The following is an 18,207-nucleotide window of genomic DNA, read 5'->3' on the forward strand; positions in this document are numbered from 1 at the left end:
GCACCCATTACGATTGATGGGGGAGTGTAATCGTTCAGCATATAACTCCCCAATCGGGAGTATTGTCAGGCGATACACTAATCGCTATCGCCTGCGATTCTGCTCGAATCGCGCCACACCAATATCGGCAGGCCCGCGCATTATACGCAAATCTGTTCAGGAAGCAACCCATGCTGCGTTTTTAACCGCAAAAGCGCGCGCCAGTAAAAAAGCCCGCACGGGGCGGGCTGCAATCAACAGGTGGAACGGCACGGCAAACGCTACTTATCGCCCTCTTCTTTCAGCTGGGCCTGCAGATAGTTTTGCAGACCCAGTTTCTGAATCAGGTTGAGCTCAGTTTCCAGCCAGTCGATATGGTGCTCTTCATCCGCCAGAATCTCGATCATCATGTCGCGGCTGACGTAATCATGAACTTTATCGGCGTACGCAATCGCCTCGCGTAAGTCTTTCGCCCCTTCCAGTTCGAGCGTCAGGTCCGATTGCAGCATTTCCGGTACGTCTTCACCAATGCGCAGCCGGCCGAGATCCTGCAGATTAGGAATGCCTTCGAGAAACAAAATGCGTTCGATGTACTTATCCGCATGTTTCATTTCATCAATGGATTCATGGTATTCGACATCGTTGAGGCGTATCAGGCCCCAGTTTTTGAACATGCGCGCATGTAGAAAGTACTGGTTGATTGCAACCAGTTCATTTCCCAGCAATTTATTGAGGTGAGTAATGATTTTGCCGTCGCCCTTCATTTTGCTTCCTCCGCTTGCAGATAAATAGAGCGTAGATGCGGATAAAAAGAAGTCAAAAAAACGCGACAGTTTTTGGGGTTATTCAGGCGAAGCGGATGCGCAGTTACGCTATCTCTTTGTAAAGCGGCACGTTTTGCATTTCATCATCCATAATCTCGCGCGCCACGCGAATACACTTGCCGCACTGCTTGCCGATAGGCACCAGCTGGCGCAGTTGCTGAATCGATTTGGGTTGATAACGGCGGACAACTTCACGCAGGGTTCGGTCGCTTACGGCATTACACAGACAGACGTACATTTACAGCCCACTCCAGTACAATTTCTGATCAAAGTGTAAATGAGAATGGTTTTTATTTCAACGTAGCTTTTGTGTGGGATTAGGCGTGCCGGTCAATGCAGAGCAAAAAAAAGAGCACCGAAGTGCTCTTTTTCATGCTGCGGTGGCAACCGGAGTTACCACCGTTATTAACGCAATTAAGCGAGAACTTCAGCAACAACGCCCGCGCCAACGGTACGGCCGCCTTCGCGGATTGCGAAACGCAGACCCTGGTCCATCGCGATTGGGTGGATCAGCTCAACGGTCATTTTGATGTTGTCGCCTGGCATTACCATCTCAACGCCTTCTGGCAGTTCGATGTTGCCGGTCACATCAGTAGTACGGAAGTAGAACTGTGGACGGTAGCCTTTGAAGAACGGAGTATGACGGCCGCCTTCGTCTTTAGACAGTACGTACACTTCTGATACGAACTTGGTGTGTGGCTTGATGGTGCCTGGCTTAGCCAGAACCTGACCACGCTGGATCTCTTCACGCTTGATACCGCGCAGCAGAACACCACAGTTCTCGCCTGCCTGACCCTGGTCCAGCAGTTTGCGGAACATTTCAACACCGGTACAGGTAGATTTAGCAGTCGCTTTGATACCAACGATTTCTACTTCGTCGCCCACTTTCACGATGCCGCGTTCAACACGACCGGTAACAACGGTACCACGGCCAGAGATTGAGAATACGTCTTCGATTGGCAGCAGGAACGGCAGATCGATAGCACGTACTGGATCTGGAATGTAAGTATCCAGGTGACCAGCCAGCTCAACGACTTTCGCTTCCCACTCAGCGTCGCCTTCCAGCGCTTTCAGCGCAGAACCGCGTACGATTGGGGTATCGTCGCCTGGGAAGTCGTACTGAGACAGCAGATCGCGAACTTCCATCTCAACCAGTTCCAGCAGCTCTTCGTCATCAACCATGTCGCACTTGTTCAGGAACACGATGATGTAAGGAACGCCAACCTGACGGCCCAGCAGGATGTGCTCACGGGTCTGAGGCATTGGGCCATCAGTCGCAGCAACAACCAGGATCGCGCCGTCCATCTGCGCAGCACCGGTGATCATGTTTTTCACATAGTCGGCGTGGCCTGGGCAGTCAACGTGTGCGTAGTGACGGGTCGGGGTTTCATATTCAACGTGAGAGGTGTTGATGGTGATACCACGAGCCTTCTCTTCTGGCGCGTTATCGATCTGATCGAATGCACGAGCCTGGCCGCCGTAGGTTTTAGCCAGAACGGTGGTGATGGCTGCAGTCAGGGTGGTTTTACCGTGGTCAACGTGACCGATGGTGCCCACGTTTACGTGCAGTTTGTTACGTTGAAATTGCTCTTTCGCCATGGCGATAATCCTTACGTTATGCCTTCATCAGTGATGAAGGCATCAGTTCACAATTTTTAAACCGTAGCCTTATTTGCTACGAGCTTCAATAACGGCCTGAGCGACGTTGTTCGGCGCATCATCGTACTTCAGGAACTCCATGGAGTAAGAAGCACGGCCTTTGGTCAGAGAACGCAACTGAGTCGCGTATCCGAACATTTCAGACAGCGGAACTTCAGCGTGAATCTGAACGCCAGTCGCGTTAGATTCCTGACCTTTCAGCATACCACGACGGCGGCTCAGGTCACCGATAACGTCACCGGTGTTCTCTTCTGGGGTTTCTACTTCAACCTTCATGATTGGCTCAAGCAGAACCGGCTGTGCTTTCTTAAAGCCATCTTTGAAGGCGATAGAAGCGGCCAGTTTAAACGCCAGCTCAGAGGAGTCAACGTCATGGTAAGAACCGAAGTGCAGGCGCACGCCCAGATCAACTACCGGGTAACCGGCCAGTGGACCAGACTTCAGCTGCTCCTGGATACCTTTATCAACCGCAGGGATGTATTCACCAGGAATCACACCACCTTTGATATCGTTGACAAATTCGTAGCCTTTCGGATTCGAACCCGGCTCCAGTGGGTACATGTCGATAACAACATGACCGTACTGACCACGACCACCAGACTGCTTGGCGTGTTTACCTTCGATATCGGTAACTTTAGAGCGAATCGCTTCGCGGTAAGCAACCTGAGGTTTACCGACGTTCGCTTCAACGTTGAATTCACGCTTCATGCGGTCAACGATGATGTCGAGGTGCAGCTCACCCATACCAGCGATGATGGTCTGGTTAGACTCTTCGTCAGTCCATACGCGGAATGACGGGTCTTCTTTCGCCAGACGACCCAGAGCCAGACCCATTTTTTCCTGGTCAGCTTTGGTTTTCGGCTCAACGGCGATAGAAATTACCGGCTCAGGGAATTCCATACGCTCCAGAATGATCGGGTTAGATGGATCACACAGAGTATCACCGGTGATCACGTCTTTCAGACCGATTGCTGCAGCGATGTCGCCTGCGCGAACTTCGCTGATCTCTTCACGTTTGTTGGCGTGCATCTGAACGATACGACCGAAACGCTCACGTGCAGATTTCACGGAGTTCAGTACGGTATCGCCCGAGTTAACCACACCTGAGTAAACGCGGAAGAAGGTCAGGTTACCTACGAACGGGTCGTTGGCAATTTTGAACGCCAGCGCAGAGAACGGCTCGTCGTCAGTTGCGTGACGCTCAGCCGGGGTATCTTTACCGTCGTCCAGGATACCGTTGATCGCCGGAACGTCAGTTGGTGCTGGCAGATATTCAACGACTGCATCCAGCATCGCCTGAACACCTTTGTTCTTAAATGCAGAACCACAGGTCACGAGGATGATCTCGTTGTTCAGTACGCGCTTACGCAGAGCAGATTTGATCTCTTCTTCAGACAGTTCTTCACCGCTAAAGAATTTCTCCATCAGCTCTTCAGAAGCTTCAGCAGCTGCTTCAATCAGCTTGCCACGCCACTCTTCAGCCAGTTCCTGCAACTCAGCACGGATATCTTCGTAAACGAAGGTAGTACCCTGATCGGCGTCGTTCCAGTTGATCTCTTTCATCTTGATCAGGTCAACAACACCGGTGAAGTTCTCTTCTGCGCCGATAGCCAGCTGCAGTGGAACCGGAGTTGCGCCCAGACGTGATTCGATCTGACCAACAACTTTCAGGAAGTTCGCACCCATACGGTCCATTTTGTTAACGAACGCGATACGTGGAACTTTATATTTGTTTGCCTGACGCCATACGGTTTCAGACTGCGGCTGCACGCCACCTACTGCACAGTAAACCATTACTGCGCCGTCGAGCACACGCATAGAACGTTCTACTTCGATGGTGAAGTCAACGTGTCCCGGGGTGTCGATGATGTTGATGCGGTGCGGCTCAAACTGCTTCGCCATACCTGACCAGAACGCAGTGGTCGCTGCAGAGGTGATGGTAATACCACGCTCCTGCTCCTGCGCCATCCAGTCCATGGTTGCAGCGCCATCGTGCACTTCACCGATTTTGTGGTTAACACCGGTGTAGAACAGGATACGCTCGGTGGTAGTGGTTTTACCGGCGTCAATGTGTGCGCTGATACCGATGTTACGGTAGCGCGCAATGGGTGTTGTACGAGCCATTTGATTCCTCTGATTCTCGGACGTTCAATGTAAGTCGACCCCAGCGGGTTGGCTGAATGAGCGCCCGCTGGTTTAACAACAACTACGTGGCGATTACCAGCGGTAGTGTGCGAACGCCTTGTTGGCTTCAGCCATACGGTGAACGTCTTCACGTTTCTTCACTGCAGTACCTTTGTTTTCTGCAGCGTCAGAAAGTTCGTTCGCCAGGCGGAGAGCCATCGATTTATCACCGCGTTTACGAGCAGCTTCTACGATCCAACGCATTGCCAGGGCATTACGACGAACCGGACGGACTTCAACTGGAACCTGGTAGGTTGAACCACCAACGCGACGTGACTTAACTTCGACAGTCGGACGTACGTTTTCGAGTGCAACTTCGAAAGCTTCCAGACCATCTTTACCAGCACGTTGAGCCAGGGTATCAAGTGCGGTATAGACGATTGATTCAGCAGTAGATTTTTTACCATCTACCATCAGGATATTTACAAATTTAGCCAGCAGCTCTGATCCGAACTTAGGATCCGGCAGAATTTTACGCTGACCAATGACGCGACGACGTGGCATGGAAATACTCCGTTGTTAATTCAGGATTGTCCAAAACTCTACGAGTTTATTTTGACATTAAAGTTAAAACGTTTGGCCTTACTTAACGGAGAACCATTAAGCCTTTGGCTTCTTCACGCCGTACTTGGAGCGAGCCTGCTTACGGTCTTTAACACCTGAGCAGTCCAGCGCGCCACGAACGGTGTGGTAACGCACACCTGGCAGGTCTTTTACACGACCGCCACGGATCAGGATCACGGAGTGCTCCTGCAGGTTATGACCTTCACCGCCGATGTAGGAGGTGACTTCAAAACCGTTAGTCAAACGCACACGGCAGACTTTACGCAGTGCGGAGTTTGGTTTTTTCGGGGTAGTGGTGTAAACACGAGTACAAACACCACGTTTTTGCGGGCAAGCTTCCAGCGCCGGCACGTTGCTTTTAGCAACCTGACGAACGCGTGGTTTGCGAACCAGCTGGTTAACTGTTGCCATTAAATAGCTCCTGGATTTAGCTTTTGCTTCGTAAACACGTAATAAATCGCCTCGTATTACTACGAGGAGGCAGAATTTTAGGGCTGTGCCCATAGGGTGTCAAGAAATAACCAGGTTTTACCCTTCACCAGGCCACTTGTTGTGGATGCTTCGTCGTCAGCGTAACGAAACCAGTATAGTTCAGACGCGACACATTGGTCGAAATTTGCGCAGTCAGCCCGCGCGCCATCACGTCTTCTTCTAATACCCACAGCGTGGCGGGCGACGCCAGCAGCTGCTGCAGCTTCTCACTGCCTGCCAGCGCGGCCGTCACACCATCCTGTAACAGCAGCACGTCATCGCCCTCCTGTAACAGCAGCAGCAGGCTATCGAAATCGCATTGCCAGGGAGAGTGCAGCAGGGTGTAGAGCATGGTCAGTTCTCAGAAACGGAGGATACGGTCATAAGTTGCCAGCGTCTGGCGCAGCGCGGCAGGTTCCAGCAGCTGCGCATCCAGCACGCGCGCTGCCGTGAGACTCTGGCCACGTGCCAGCAGTGACGCCTGACAGATATAGCAGCGATCGATGTCGTATAGTGCCAGCACGCCAAAGGTCGCAATATAGTCACGCGCCAGAATCTGCGCCGGCTGCTGATCGCGATTGAGCTGCAGTACGCCGTCGCCAATAAAGAACAGGCCGATATCCTCGCTCAGCGCGCCGGTCGCCAGCACGGCATCCAGCCCTTCCCGGCCAGCACTGCTGCCGTGCGGAGCCTGTGTAAACAGAAACGCCACGCGGTTCATCAGAACTGCACCAGGCGATCGCAGCTCAGCGCGGCTTCCGCCAGCGCGCCCAGGCCGCTAAGGGTAAATCCGGGCTGCAGATTGCTGCCCGCCAGCTGCAGGCGCGCCGCCTCCTGCGCATCGGTCACGCCGCGCCGCAACGCGGCTGCCACACAGATATTCAGCGCCGCGCCACTGTCGTCGCGCAACTGCTGCCAGGCGCGCACCATGTCCACTTCATCGCTGGCCGGCGCGCTGAGCTGGTTAGCATTCAGCACTCCCTCGCGGTAAAAGAACACGCTTTCCAGCTGATGTCCCTGTGCCAGCAGCGCACGGGCAAACAGCAGCGCGCTACTGGCGTGCTGTGTGCCGTAAGCCGGCCCGGTGACCAGCAGCGTGTAGCGCATTAGCGTTCCTGCCCCTGCAGATCGCCACTCTTAAACTGGCGGATATACAGATACACGGTGTGCTTAGAAATATTGAGGCGATCGGCCACCTGGTTAATGGCGTCCTTAATATCGAAAATGCCCTTCTCGTACAGATTGAGGACTATCTGGCGATTCTTGGCGTTATTCGACACGTTGCGGTCGGCGCTCACCTCTTCAATAGTGAACTCCAGCGTCTGGGTGACCAGATCCTCTACCGAGCTGGCAAAGTTGACGTTGGAATCCACCTGCTGCGTCTCCGGCGGCATGAAAGTCGACATAATCTGCGAAAACGGTACGTCCAGGTTCATATTGATGCACAGCAGGCCAATCACCCGCTGCTGCCGGTTACGAATCGCAATGGTTACCGACTTCATCAGCACGCCACTTTTGGCCCGGGTGAAGTAGGCGCGCGACACATTGCTCTCCGCGCCGTGCATATCATGCAGCATGCGCAGCGCCAGATCGGTAATCGGGGAACCCACTTTGCGGCCGGTATGTTCGCCGTTGGCGATACGCACGGCGGAGCATTTAAGATCTTCCAGAGAGTGCAGCACGATTTCGCAGTGCGAGCCAATCAGCATCGCCAGACCGTCGACCACCGCTTCGTAGGATTTAAGAATATCGTAGTCTGCTTGTTCGAACGGACGCTGCTCCAGTAAATCGAAGTCAGTCAGTTCGCCGGGATTGAATGGATTAGACATCGAAGACATTACCCTAAATGGCTGGAGCCTGTCTCGACAGCATTGGGGCAGACTCATCTTATGATCATTGTGCAGGCGCTAGTCTGGCAAATGTCGCCGTTTTTAGCCAGACCTTTACTCATCGCGCCGCAAATTCAGGATGAGCGAAAACAAAACCACCGCCCGAAGGCGGCGGTGCAAGTCAGCTTACTGCGCTTTCTTGTCAGCAGCGGCCGGAGCCTGCGCTTTCTCATCGGCTTTCGGCGCCGGCTTGATGTCGAGCAGCTCAACATCGAACACCAGCGTTGAGTTGGCCGGAATACCCGGCACGCCGTTTTTGCCGTAAGCCAGGTTCGGTGGGATCACCAGCTTGATCTTACCGCCTTTCTTCACGTGCTTCAGACCTTCGGTCCAGCCCGGGATTACGCCGTCCAGACGGAACGACAGCGGCTCGCCGCGCGTGTAAGAGTTGTCGAACTCGGTGCCGTCAATCAGCGTACCTTTGTAGTTAACCACCACGGTATCGCTGTCTTTCGGGGTTTCACCGCTGCCCTCTTTCTCTACCTGATACAGCAGGCCAGATTCGGTTTTCTTCACGCCCTTCTCTTTGGCGAACTTGTCTGCGTAAGCGGTGCCTTTGTCGGCATTCTCTTTCGCGTCTTTTTCCATCTTCGCCTGAGCGGCCCCTTTCACGCGGCCTTCAAACGCCTGCAGCGTCTGCTCAATCTCTTCGTCAGACAGCTTGCTCTTGCCGCCAAACGCATCCTGAACACCGGCAATCAGCTGGTCTTTGTCCAGTTTGATACCCAGTTTCTCCTGCTCCTTCAGAGAGTTGTCCATGTAGCGACCCAGGGAGGCGCCTAGCGCATAGGCTGACTGCTGGTCTTCGTTTTTGAAGGCAGCATTTTTCGGCGCCTGTGGCGCAGCCTGCGCTGCGTCAGCCGGTGCCGCAGTGGTTTCTGCTGCCATTGCCAGCGGTGCATTCAGCGCGACGGCCATGGTGGTAGCTAACAATGTGACTTTAAACAGTGATTTCATCCTTTCTCCAAAACCGAAGCTTCAAAACCTCGGGAATCATTGCGGACAGTGGCCCACACTATAACTTTACGTGGCAGTGGCGAACACTCCCACAGTGTAATTACCCGGTCAACCTCCGACCTTTTTTGCTTCAGGAAGTTTCATCAGAGATATAGGCGCAACGCGGGAATTCAATGCATACGCCAGACCGAAGGTGAAATATCAGGTGATTCTGACACGAAAGACCGTAGAATCACGCCCGACAAGATCAACGCGCAGCACCGTGACAGGAGGAGTGATGATGCAACAACCAGAATGGGATCAACGCCTTGAGGCGCTGGAGAGCAAGCTGGCTTTCCAGGAACATACCATTGAGCAGCTCAATCAGACGGTGGTTCAGCACGAGCTGGAAATGAGTAAACTGCGTGAGCAGGTGCGTCTGCTGGTGGATAAAGTGAAGGCCGCCGCCCCGTCCATGGTCGCTTCGCAAGCGGAAGAGACCCCGCCGCCGCACTATTAATATCGCGTGCTTTGCTGCCCAATAAAAAGGCCACCCGCAGGTGGCCTTTTTACGCTTAGTGGTTGCAGCCGCAACCACCGTGGCCGCCGCAGCCGCCGTGACCGTGCTCATGATCGTGACCATGGTCGTGGTCGTGGTCATGATGATGGCCGTCAGCGCCATGAACGTGGCCGTGAGCGATCTCTTCTTCCGTGGCTTCACGGATAGCAACCACTTCCACATTGAAGTTCAGGTTCTGACCCGCCAGCATGTGGTTACCGTCAACCACCACGTGCTCATCTTCCACTTCGGTGATCTCGACCGGCACCGGGCCCTGGTCGGTTTCTGCCAGGAAGCGCATGCCAACCTGCAGCTCGTCAACGCCCATGAACACGTCTTTTGGTACACGCTGCACCAGGTTGTCATCGTACTGGCCGTACGCATCGTTTGCCGGGATATGCACGTCAAACTTGTCGCCGACCGCGTGATTTTCCAGCGCTTTTTCCAGACCAGAAATCAGGGAACCATGACCGTGCAGATAATCCAACGGCGCACTCACCGGTGACTCGTCAACCAACACACCGTCTTCGGTACGAACCTGATACGCCAGGCTCACCACCAGGTCTTTTGCTACTTTCATGATATCTCCTAACCGTTGAGAACAAAGAATCCCGTCTCATTGGTCTATTCTCGCGTGCAATAACCAACCAGAAAGGTTCAGTACTGAGGATGCCAACAGCGCTGTTGGACCATACTGCTCAGCGTTAATGGCGCCGATTGTAGCGGAATTCAATACCGCTGTAAGGCTAAGCTTAAAAAAAGCTGCGCCATCGCGCTACTCCGGATGAAAAATGCCAATCACTTGCTCAGTGCTGCGAACCTGATCGCGCGCCTGCTTGTCCGCCTCACGCATCTGGTGGCCGCACTTCACGCACTCCACCACATCGACATTGTTTTCACGCCACATCGCCAGCGTGTCTTTCTCCTGACAGTGCGGACAGACCGCACCGGCAATAAAACGTTTACGCATAGTCTTTCCTGCCCGTTATCAGAACGGATACGTTAAGTGTAGCCCTACTCATCATCCCAGCCGTCAAACTGCCGTTTTTCATGCTGCATTTCACGCTGGAAAATGTCCTCCAGCTCGCGTCGCGCCTCACGCACGCGTGAAACCTGCACGCTGTCGTCGTGGCTCGGCACCAGTTCACGCAGCATGCGCATATCCAGCCGGCGGAAGTGCTGCTGCGCGCGCTGCGCCTGATGCGGATGCATGCCCAGCGATATCAGCGCTTTGCGGCCTAACTCCAGCGCGCTGGAGAAGGTTTCACGCGAGAACAGCGTGACGCCCGCCTGCAGCAGCTCATGCGCCTCGACACGACCGCGCGCCCGCGCCAGAATCTCCAGCTGCGGGAAGTGCTGCTGGCACAAGTGCACGATGGTCATCGAATCTTCCGGATCGTTACAGGTGATGACGATCGACTGCGCATTCTCCGCCCCGGCGGCACGCAGCAGCTCGAGCTCAGTGGCATCGCCATAGTAAACCTTGTAGCCATATTTGCGCATCAGGCTGACCGCCGAGATATCGCGCTCCAGCACGGTGATGCGCTTGTTGTTGGCCATCAGCAAACGCCCGACCACCTGACCAAAACGGCCAAAGCCCACCACAATCACCTGGGGCTGATCGTCCTCGACAAACGGCTTTTCACCGTCCTCTTCCGGTTCGTTGAAGCGGCGCGCCAGAATCTTATCCACGCCCTGCATCAGCAGCGGCGTGGTCATCATCGACAGCGTCACCGTGACCAGCAGCAGCGGCAGCTGATCGCCGCTGAACAGTTTTGCCGACGACGCCGCCGAAAACAGCACGAAGGCGAATTCACCGCCCTGACTCAGCACGCCGGCAAACTGCAGACGCTCCGAACTGCGCAGACCATAAATGCGCGCCAGCACGTAGAGCACCAGCGTTTTCACCGCCACCAGCAGCACCACGCCGATCAGAATTTCGAGGATGTGGGTATAAAGCACGCCGAGGTTGAGCGCCATGCCCACCGAAATAAAGAACAGCCCGAGCAGCAGCCCTTTAAACGGTTCAATGGCGACTTCCAGTTCGTGGCGATACTCACTCTCTGCCAGCAGAATACCGGCGATGAACGTCCCCAGCGCCATCGACAGGCCCAGCGCATCCATAAACAGCGCCGAACCGAGTACCAGCAGCAGCGAGGCGGCGGTAAACACTTCCCGCACGCCGGACGCGGCGATGAAACGGAAAATCGGTCGCAGCAGATAGCGTCCGCCCACCAGCATACCGGCGAATGCCAGCACCTTCATGCCCACCTTGAGCCAGTCGACATGGCCACTGTCGCTGCCGGCCAGCAGCGGCACCAGCGCCAGCGCCGGAATCACCGCCAGGTCCTGGAACAGCAGCACCGAGAAGCCCAGCTGGCCCGCTTCGCTGCGGTTCATGCCTTTGTCGCGCATCAGCTGCAGCGCCATGGCGGTCGAGGACATCGCCAGGCCAATACCGCCAATCACCGCGGCCTGCCAGCTGAAGTCGGTCAGCCACAGCAGCACGCCGAGAATCGCTGCCGATACCAGCACCTGAGCGGCACCGACGCCAAAAATAGAGCGCCGCAGCGCCCACAGCTTGGCCGGGTTCAGCTCCAGTCCGATGATGAACATCAGGAACACCACGCCAAGCTCCGAGAAGTGCAGAATCTCGTCCACATCACTGATGAAGCCCAGCCCCCACGGGCCGATGGCGATACCGGCCAGCAGATAGCCCAGCACCGCACCAATGCCGATCCGGGCGGCAATCGGCACCACCAGCACCGCCGCCACCAGATAAATCACGCCAGCGGTGAGTAACGTTTCGCCTTGCATCACACTCCTCCGTTCGGCAGCGGTGACGCCAGCCAGTCGCCATAGGCGCGCGCAAAGTTGCGCAGCACCTCGGGTGTCTGACGACGCGCCCAGTAAATCACCATCGGCGTCAGCCAGTGCATGCGACACATCTGCGCCGTCAGCTCAAACGGTCGCATAATGTCGCTCATCGGGTAGCGATTGAGGCCGCTGTGGTGATACGCCGTCTCCGGCTCACCGGTGGTTACCACGCTGCGCCAGTATTTACCTTCCAGCGCATTACCGTCCTGACCGCTGGCAAAGCCGCGCGACAGTACGCGATCCAGCCACTCTTTCAGCAGTGCCGGACAGCTATAGGTATAAAGTGGATGCTGAAACACCACGATTTGATGGTCGCGCAGCAGTTGCTGCTCGTAATGAATATCAATAAAGAAATCCGGATAGTGGGCGTATAAATCGTGCACCGTGACGTGGTCCAGTTCCATAGCCGACTGCAGCAAAACCCGATTAGCAATCGAATCCTGTGATTCCGGATGGGCGTAAAGCAGCAATATTTTGGGCGGCTGCGACATCGTTCCCCTCCAAAGCGTCGTCACCGCGGCGGAATTCCGCTACCATGCTCGACGCAACAAACATTATCGAATTATGTTGCCGATAAATTAACATATTCTGACGATACGGCGCTTATGATTGTCTTTTCCGCATTACAAATCCGTCGCGGCACTAATGTGCTGCTGGATAACGCAACGGCCACCATTAACCCGGGGCAAAAAGTCGGCCTGGTGGGTAAAAACGGCTGCGGTAAATCCACGCTGCTGTCCCTGCTGAAGGGTGAAATCAGCAGCGATGCCGGCACCGTGACCTTTCCCGGCAACTGGGCGCTGGCATGGGTCAACCAGGAAACCCCGGCGCTGAGTAAAGCCGCGCTGGAATATGTTATCGACGGCGACCGCGAATATCGTCAGCTCGAATCCGAATTAGCGGCGGCCAATGCGCGCGACGATGGCAACGCTATCGCGCTGCTGCACGGTAAGCTGGACGCTATTCAGGCGTGGAGCATACACGCGCGCGCCGCCAGTCTGCTGCACGGATTGGGCTTCAGCCAGGAACAATTAATGCGGCCGGTGAGCGATTTCTCCGGCGGCTGGCGCATGCGTCTCAACCTTGCTCAGGCGCTGGTATGCCGTTCCGACCTGCTGCTGCTCGATGAACCGACCAACCACCTCGATCTCGACGCGGTGATTTGGCTGGAGCGCTGGCTGAAGAGCTATACCGGCACGCTGATCCTGATCTCGCACGACCGCGACTTCCTCGACCCGGTGGTGGACAAAATCATCCATATCGAACAGCAGACGATGTTCGAATACACCGGCAACTACAGCTCGTTCGAGCGTCAGCGCGTAGCCAAACTGGCGCAGCAGCAGGCGCTGTACCAGAGCCAGCAGGAAAAAGTCACGCACCTGCAAAAGTACATCGATCGCTTCCGCGCGCAGGCCACCAAAGCCAAACAGGCGCAGAGCCGCATCAAGATGCTGGAGCGTATGGAGCTGATTGCCCCGGCGCACGTCGATAACCAGTTCAGCTTCAGCTTCCGCGCGCCAGAAAGCCTGCCTAACCCGATCCTGAAAATGGAGCAGGTTTCGGCGGGTTACGGTGAGCGGGTGATTCTGGATGCCATCAAACTCAACCTGGTGCCGGGTTCGCGCATCGGCCTGCTGGGGCGTAACGGCGCCGGTAAATCCACGCTGATCAAACTGCTGGCGGGCGAGCTGGAGCCGCTGGCGGGCAAAGTGGGTCTGGCGAAAGGGATCAAGCTGGGTTACTTCGCGCAGCATCAGCTTGAGTATCTGCGCGCCGATGAGTCGCCGCTGCAGCATCTGGCGCGCATCGCCCCGAAAACGCTGGAGCAGCAGCTGCGTGACTACCTGGGCGGCTTTGGTTTCCAGGGCGATAAAGTCAGCGAAGCCACCGAGCGTTTCTCCGGCGGCGAGAAAGCGCGACTGGTGCTGGCGCTGATCGTCTGGCAGCGGCCGAATCTGCTGCTGCTCGACGAACCAACCAACCACCTCGATTTGGATATGCGCCAGGCGCTGACCGAAGCGCTGATCGACTTTGAAGGCGCACTGGTGGTGGTGTCGCACGATCGTCATCTTCTGCGTTCGACCACCGACGATCTTTACCTGGTGCACGACCGCAAAGTGGATGTGTTCGAGGGCGATCTGGATGATTATCAGCAGTGGCTGAGCGACCTGCAGAAGCAGGAAACGCAGCAGGATGCCGCGCCAAAGCAGGACAACGCCAACAGCGCGCAGTCCCGCAAAGATCAAAAGCGCCGCGACGCCGAACTGCGTGCGCAGACGCAGCCGCTGCGCAAAGAGATCGAAAAGCTGGAGAAGCAGATGGCCAAATGGCAGACACAGCTCAGCGAAGCCGAAGCACAGCTGGCCGACAGCGCCATTTACGAGCAAAACCGTAAGGCCGATTTAACCGCCGCCCTGCAGCGCCAGGCGGAGAGCAAATCGGCGCTGGAAGAGGTCGAAATGGCGTGGCTGGAGGCGCAGGAGCAGCTTGAGCAGATGCTCGCGGGGTAAAGGAGCGCGATGATGTCATAGAGGGTGCGCGATGATGCCCTCACCCTGACCCTCTCCCATAGGGAGAGGGAACAAACCTTACTCCCGCGCTGGAACAGCCTCCTCCCACAGGAGAGGGAACAAACCTTAATCCGCCTTACCTGCTACGCACGGTCGGCCCCCCTCTCCCGCTGGCGGGAGAGGGGTGGGGTGAGGGCAATCAACGCTCCGAAATCACACCGGCACATCCCCTAACACCGTCGCGCGATGCATCACGCGCCGCGCCGGATAATAATCCGCGTTGGCATAATGCTGCGTCACGCGGTTATCCCAGATTGCCACGTCATTCGGCTGCCAGCGCCAGCGCACCTGAAACTCCGGCTTGGTGGCGTGCGCAAACAGATAGCCCAGCAGCGCCTCGCTCTCCTTCTCGCTTACGCCCAGCAGCCTGGTGGTAAAACCTTCATTAACAAACAGCGCCTTGCGTCCGCTCACCGGATGGGTGCGGATCACCGGATGCTGCACCGGCGGATGCTTCGCCACGGCCTGCTGCCAGCGCTGATGCTCCTCTTCCGTCTTACGGTACTTATACTCCTGGAACGATTTCTTAAAGTCGTGCTCCGCCTGCAGGCCACTCAGCAGCTGTTTGAACGGCTCTGACAGCGCCTCGTAAGCGGCAATTCCGCTGGTCCACAGCGTATCGCCACCGCTCTCCGGCAGCAGCTTTGAGGCCAGAATAGCGATCGCCGGCGGCGTCTGAATAAAGGTGACGTCGGTATGCCAGTTATCGTTGTCCGGCGGATTATCCTGATGCGTATCCAGCACGATAATCTCTTCCACGCCTTCGGCATGCGGATAAACCGGATGAATGTGCAGATCGCCGAAGCGGATCGCCAGCGCGCGCTGCTGCTCCGGCGTAATGCGCTGATCGCGCAGAAACAGCACCTGGTGACGCAACAGACCATGGTAAAGCTGCTCAAACTGCGCGTCACTCAGCGGACGGCTGAGGTCGACATCGCTGACCTGCGCCCCGATATACGGACCCAGCGCGGTAAAATTCACTCGTTCGTTCATTGCTGTTCTCCATTCCAGGGCGTCAGTCGGCGCTGTAGCGCACGTAAACCCAGTTCTAAACTAAAGGCAATCAGGGCGATCACCGCGATGCCCGCCAGCACCACATCGGTGGCGAGAAACTCCCCAGCCGACTGCACCATAAAGCCCAGTCCGCGCGTCGCGGCAATCAGTTCGGCCGCCACCAGCGTGGACCAGCCCACGCCAAGACCGATGCGCAGGCCGGTGAGAATCTCCGGCAACGCTCCGGGCAGAATGACAAAACGCAGCAGCTGCCCGCGCGTCGCCCCCAGCGCCTGAGCCGCACGGATCCGCACCTGCTGCGTATTCTTCACGCCGGCCAGGGTGGATAAAGTCACCGGCGCGAAAATTGCCAGATAAATCAGTAAAATCTTTGAGGTTTCGCCAATGCCAAACCAAATCACCATCAGCGGCAAATAGGCCAGCGGCGGTACCGGTCGATAGAGTTCAATCAGCGGATCGAGCAGCCCGCGCACCGCCGGGCTAAGCCCCATGGCAATGCCCACCGGAATGCCGATCAGCGCGGCAAAGAACAGCGCCACCAGCATGCGCGTCAGGCTTGCACCAAGGTGCTGCCATAGCGTGGCATCCATAAAGCCCTGCGGACCGGCAATAACCAGCAGCTTATGCAGCATCTGCTGTGGTGGCGGCAGGAACAAGGGCGCAATCAGCCCCAGCGCGGTCACGCCCCACCACAGCAGCAGCAGCACGGCTACGCTCAGCAGGCTCAGCGACAGCTGGCGGGAAAACGGCCAGCGCAGGCGACGAACGCGGGACGTCCGGCGCTTGTCATCAATAACGGCACTCATACAAACGCCTCCCGCTGCGCGAACACCTGGTTCAGGACATACTCACGTCGTTCGATAAATGCCGGATCGGATTTGATGCTGCGGCACGGCTCGCCCGCGGCGAAGCGCTGACCAAAGTCGAGCTTCAGCCGCTCCACCACGCGACCCGGACCCGGCGACAGCAGCACCAGTTCGCTGGCGAGAAAGACGGCTTCTTCGATGTCATGGGTGATCAGCAGAATCTGCTTGCCGGTATCGCGCCATAACGTCAGCAGCAGCGTCTGCATCTGCTCGCGCGTGAAGGCATCCAGCGCACCGAACGGCTCATCTAACAGCAGCAGCTGCGGATCAGCGGCCAGCGCACGGGCAATCCCCACACGCTGACGCTGACCCCCAGAGAGCTGCCAGATAAAACGCTTTTCTGCGCCCTCGAGCCCGACCTTACGGATCAGACGGCGGGCGATAGCGTGCCGTTCAGCTTTTGCCATGCCCGCCAGCTGCAGGCCAAACGCCACGTTATCGATGACGTTACGCCACGGCAGTAGCCCTTCGTTCTGAAAGACCACGCCGCGCTCTGCGCCCGGTCCGCGTACCGGCTTGCCATCCAGCGTGATACTGCCGGACTCCAGCGGCAGAAAACCGGCGATCAAGTTCAGCAGCGTGGTTTTGCCACAGCCGGACGGCCCCAGCACCACCAGCAATTCGCGGCTGGCCAGCTGCAGATTGATATCCTGCAGCGCCGGTTGCCCGGCGTAACGTGCGTTGAGATGGGTGATGCTGAGCATAAGGCCTCCGTTATTTGGCTAAGGGGGCAACAAAGCGCGTGGTGACAAAGCTGCTGTAGTCACTGGCGGCATCCGGCACTTTGCCCTGCTCTTTCAGAAACTGTGCGGTATCGACAATCGCCTTGTTGACCGGTTTGCCCAGCTGTTCCACCTGCTGCTGCGCCGTCAGGTAGGTGTTGCCTTTCACCAGTCCGGGAACGTCACTTTCCGGCACGCCGCTCAGGCGCGACAGCTTGCTGAGGTTATCCGGCTGCTGCAGCCACTGTTCCGGATTGGCGATATAGGCCTGCTGCGCGGCAATCGCGCTGCGGGCGAAAGCGGTGACCACTTCAGGATGCTGCCGGGCAAAATCCTTGCGCACCACCCAGACGTCGAGCGTCGGTGAGCCCCACTGCCCGACCTGCGACGAGTCGGTCAGCACCTTGCCGTCTTTCTCCAGTTCATTGACGGCGGGTGCCCAGACGTAAGCGCCGTCGATATCACCGCGCTGCCAGGCAGCAATGATCGCCGGCGGCTGCAGATTGACCAGTTGCACCTGGGTGGGTTTGATGCCCCAGTGTTTCAGCGCGGCCAGCAGGCTGTAATGGGTGGTGGAGATGAAGGGAACGGCAATGCGTTTGCCGATCAAATCTTTGGGCGAGCTGATGCCTTTTTTCACCACCAGCGCTTCAGAATTGCCCAGCTGTGAAGCCAGCAGGAAAGCTTCAATCGGCAGCTGTTGCGTGGCGGCCACCGCCAGCGGGCTGGAACCGATGTTGCCAATTTGCACATCGCCCGAGGCTAACGCGCGCAGGACGCTGGCGCCGCTGTCGAATTTGCGCCAGTCAACCGTGGCACCGCTCTCTTTGGCAAAGGTATTGTCAGCCTGCGCCACTTTGGCCGGTTCCGCCGACGTCTGATAAGCCACGGTCACATTGACCGCCTGCGCCTGAAAGGTCATCAGCGCTAACGCGGCTGCTACCGCGCTTATTGTTTTGGTTACTGCCATCATCATGCACCCCAATGTTGAGTCGTGACGGCAGTGTCGCCAGCAGCAATGATTTCATAAAGGAATTAAAAATTATCCCTAATAAAAATCGGTTCTTAGATCAACATCGGTTAACGCTATGCA

21 protein-coding genes are annotated in these 18,207 nt (G+C 56.6%); 2 read left to right on the plus strand and 19 right to left on the minus strand.

The genetic code is table 11. The features are described 5' to 3' along the window. Positions 1 to 260: 260 nt before the first annotated feature. The 11 genes from bfr to fkpA all read right to left on the minus strand — a co-directional run bounded on the left by bfr (position 261) and on the right by fkpA (position 8,527). Positions 261 to 743, minus strand: a complete 483-nt coding sequence (gene bfr / locus F3J41_RS16925; RefSeq protein WP_058770982.1) for a bacterioferritin — start codon at positions 741 to 743, stop codon at positions 261 to 263. 103 nt (positions 744 to 846) lie between these two features. Next, on the minus strand, positions 847 to 1,041 hold the full coding sequence (gene bfd / locus F3J41_RS16930) for a bacterioferritin-associated ferredoxin (RefSeq protein ID WP_021508212.1): 195 nt from the start codon (positions 1,039 to 1,041) through the stop codon (positions 847 to 849). 176 nt (positions 1,042 to 1,217) lie between these two features. Next, a complete protein-coding gene (gene tuf, locus F3J41_RS16935) occupies positions 1,218 to 2,402 on the minus strand; it encodes an elongation factor Tu (protein ID WP_058770981.1) in 1,185 nt (394 codons plus the stop codon). 69 nt (positions 2,403 to 2,471) lie between these two features. Beyond that, positions 2,472 to 4,586: an elongation factor G gene (gene fusA / locus F3J41_RS16940; protein WP_021507461.1), complete on the minus strand. Its 2,115-nt coding sequence runs from the start codon at positions 4,584 to 4,586 to the stop codon at positions 2,472 to 2,474. Between the two features lie 93 nt (positions 4,587 to 4,679). Further along, the gene (gene rpsG / locus F3J41_RS16945; RefSeq protein ID WP_007886246.1) at positions 4,680 to 5,150 is read right to left on the minus strand and encodes a 30S ribosomal protein S7; all 471 of its coding nucleotides are present in this window, start codon (positions 5,148 to 5,150) and stop codon (positions 4,680 to 4,682) included. 96 nt (positions 5,151 to 5,246) lie between these two features. Continuing rightward, a complete protein-coding gene (gene rpsL, locus F3J41_RS16950) occupies positions 5,247 to 5,621 on the minus strand; it encodes a 30S ribosomal protein S12 (protein ID WP_010616440.1) in 375 nt (124 codons plus the stop codon). Positions 5,622 to 5,745: 124 nt separating this feature from the next. Beyond that, entirely contained in the window at positions 5,746 to 6,033 is a 288-nt protein-coding gene (tusB, locus tag F3J41_RS16955) for a sulfurtransferase complex subunit TusB (protein ID WP_058759912.1), read from the minus strand. Between the two features lie 9 nt (positions 6,034 to 6,042). After that, complete coding sequence (tusC, locus tag F3J41_RS16960) at positions 6,043 to 6,402, minus strand: sulfurtransferase complex subunit TusC (protein WP_021507459.1); 360 nt, start codon at positions 6,400 to 6,402, stop codon at positions 6,043 to 6,045. Beyond that, positions 6,402 to 6,788 (minus strand): sulfurtransferase complex subunit TusD, encoded by a 387-nt coding sequence (gene tusD, locus F3J41_RS16965; protein WP_021507458.1) that lies wholly within the window; start codon positions 6,786 to 6,788, stop codon positions 6,402 to 6,404. Before tusD ends, tusC begins: the two co-directional genes overlap by 1 nt. After that, positions 6,788 to 7,510: a transcriptional regulator gene (locus F3J41_RS16970; protein WP_104094141.1), complete on the minus strand. Its 723-nt coding sequence runs from the start codon at positions 7,508 to 7,510 to the stop codon at positions 6,788 to 6,790. The genes tusD and F3J41_RS16970 overlap by 1 nt, the downstream gene beginning before the upstream one ends. Before the next feature lie 186 nt (positions 7,511 to 7,696). Then, complete coding sequence (gene fkpA, locus F3J41_RS16975) at positions 7,697 to 8,527, minus strand: FKBP-type peptidyl-prolyl cis-trans isomerase (RefSeq protein WP_021507456.1); 831 nt, start codon at positions 8,525 to 8,527, stop codon at positions 7,697 to 7,699. A gap of 280 nt (positions 8,528 to 8,807) precedes the next feature. Here fkpA and F3J41_RS16980 point away from each other — a divergent pair, with 280 nt between their 5' ends. Further along, on the plus strand, positions 8,808 to 9,026 hold the full coding sequence (locus F3J41_RS16980) for a SlyX family protein (protein WP_010616434.1): 219 nt from the start codon (positions 8,808 to 8,810) through the stop codon (positions 9,024 to 9,026). Positions 9,027 to 9,081: 55 nt separating this feature from the next. Here the strand turns inward: F3J41_RS16980 and slyD are convergent, their stop codons facing one another. From slyD to kefG, 4 genes are all read right to left on the minus strand, one after another. Beyond that, on the minus strand, positions 9,082 to 9,645 hold the full coding sequence (slyD, locus tag F3J41_RS16985; protein ID WP_021507454.1) for a peptidylprolyl isomerase: 564 nt from the start codon (positions 9,643 to 9,645) through the stop codon (positions 9,082 to 9,084). Between the two features lie 195 nt (positions 9,646 to 9,840). Continuing rightward, positions 9,841 to 10,035: a YheV family putative zinc ribbon protein gene (locus tag F3J41_RS16990; protein WP_021507453.1), complete on the minus strand. Its 195-nt coding sequence runs from the start codon at positions 10,033 to 10,035 to the stop codon at positions 9,841 to 9,843. 44 nt (positions 10,036 to 10,079) lie between these two features. Then, positions 10,080 to 11,882, minus strand: a complete 1,803-nt coding sequence (gene kefB, locus F3J41_RS16995; RefSeq protein WP_125309842.1) for a glutathione-regulated potassium-efflux system protein KefB — start codon at positions 11,880 to 11,882, stop codon at positions 10,080 to 10,082. Then, positions 11,882 to 12,433: a glutathione-regulated potassium-efflux system ancillary protein KefG gene (gene kefG, locus F3J41_RS17000; RefSeq protein WP_021507451.1), complete on the minus strand. Its 552-nt coding sequence runs from the start codon at positions 12,431 to 12,433 to the stop codon at positions 11,882 to 11,884. The genes kefB and kefG overlap by 1 nt, the downstream gene beginning before the upstream one ends. A 114-nt stretch (positions 12,434 to 12,547) precedes the next feature. Between kefG and F3J41_RS17005 the strand changes: the two genes are divergently transcribed. Then, positions 12,548 to 14,452 carry an ABC transporter ATP-binding protein gene (locus F3J41_RS17005; RefSeq protein WP_166711849.1) on the plus strand — a complete coding sequence of 635 codons (1,905 nt, stop codon included), beginning with the start codon at positions 12,548 to 12,550 and terminating at the stop codon, positions 14,450 to 14,452. A 213-nt stretch (positions 14,453 to 14,665) separates the two neighbouring features. Here the strand turns inward: F3J41_RS17005 and tauD are convergent, their stop codons facing one another. From tauD to tauA, 4 genes are read right to left on the minus strand one after another with little or no spacing between them, the layout of a single operon-like run. After that, on the minus strand, positions 14,666 to 15,505 hold the full coding sequence (tauD, locus tag F3J41_RS17010) for a taurine dioxygenase (RefSeq protein ID WP_021507449.1): 840 nt from the start codon (positions 15,503 to 15,505) through the stop codon (positions 14,666 to 14,668). Beyond that, positions 15,502 to 16,332: a taurine ABC transporter permease TauC gene (tauC, locus tag F3J41_RS17015; RefSeq protein WP_166711851.1), complete on the minus strand. Its 831-nt coding sequence runs from the start codon at positions 16,330 to 16,332 to the stop codon at positions 15,502 to 15,504. The genes tauD and tauC overlap by 4 nt, the downstream gene beginning before the upstream one ends. Beyond that, positions 16,329 to 17,096, minus strand: coding sequence for a taurine ABC transporter ATP-binding subunit (gene tauB, locus F3J41_RS17020; protein ID WP_021507447.1), 768 nt, complete (start codon positions 17,094 to 17,096; stop codon positions 16,329 to 16,331). Before tauB ends, tauC begins: the two co-directional genes overlap by 4 nt. Before the next feature lie 10 nt (positions 17,097 to 17,106). Beyond that, positions 17,107 to 18,087 carry a taurine ABC transporter substrate-binding protein gene (gene tauA, locus F3J41_RS17025; RefSeq protein ID WP_040679688.1) on the minus strand — a complete coding sequence of 327 codons (981 nt, stop codon included), beginning with the start codon at positions 18,085 to 18,087 and terminating at the stop codon, positions 17,107 to 17,109. Positions 18,088 to 18,207: the final 120 nt, after the last annotated feature.

This window comes from Pantoea sp. Ap-870 (assembly GCF_011752515.1).
GTDB lineage: Bacteria > Pseudomonadota > Gammaproteobacteria > Enterobacterales > Enterobacteriaceae > Pantoea > Pantoea dispersa.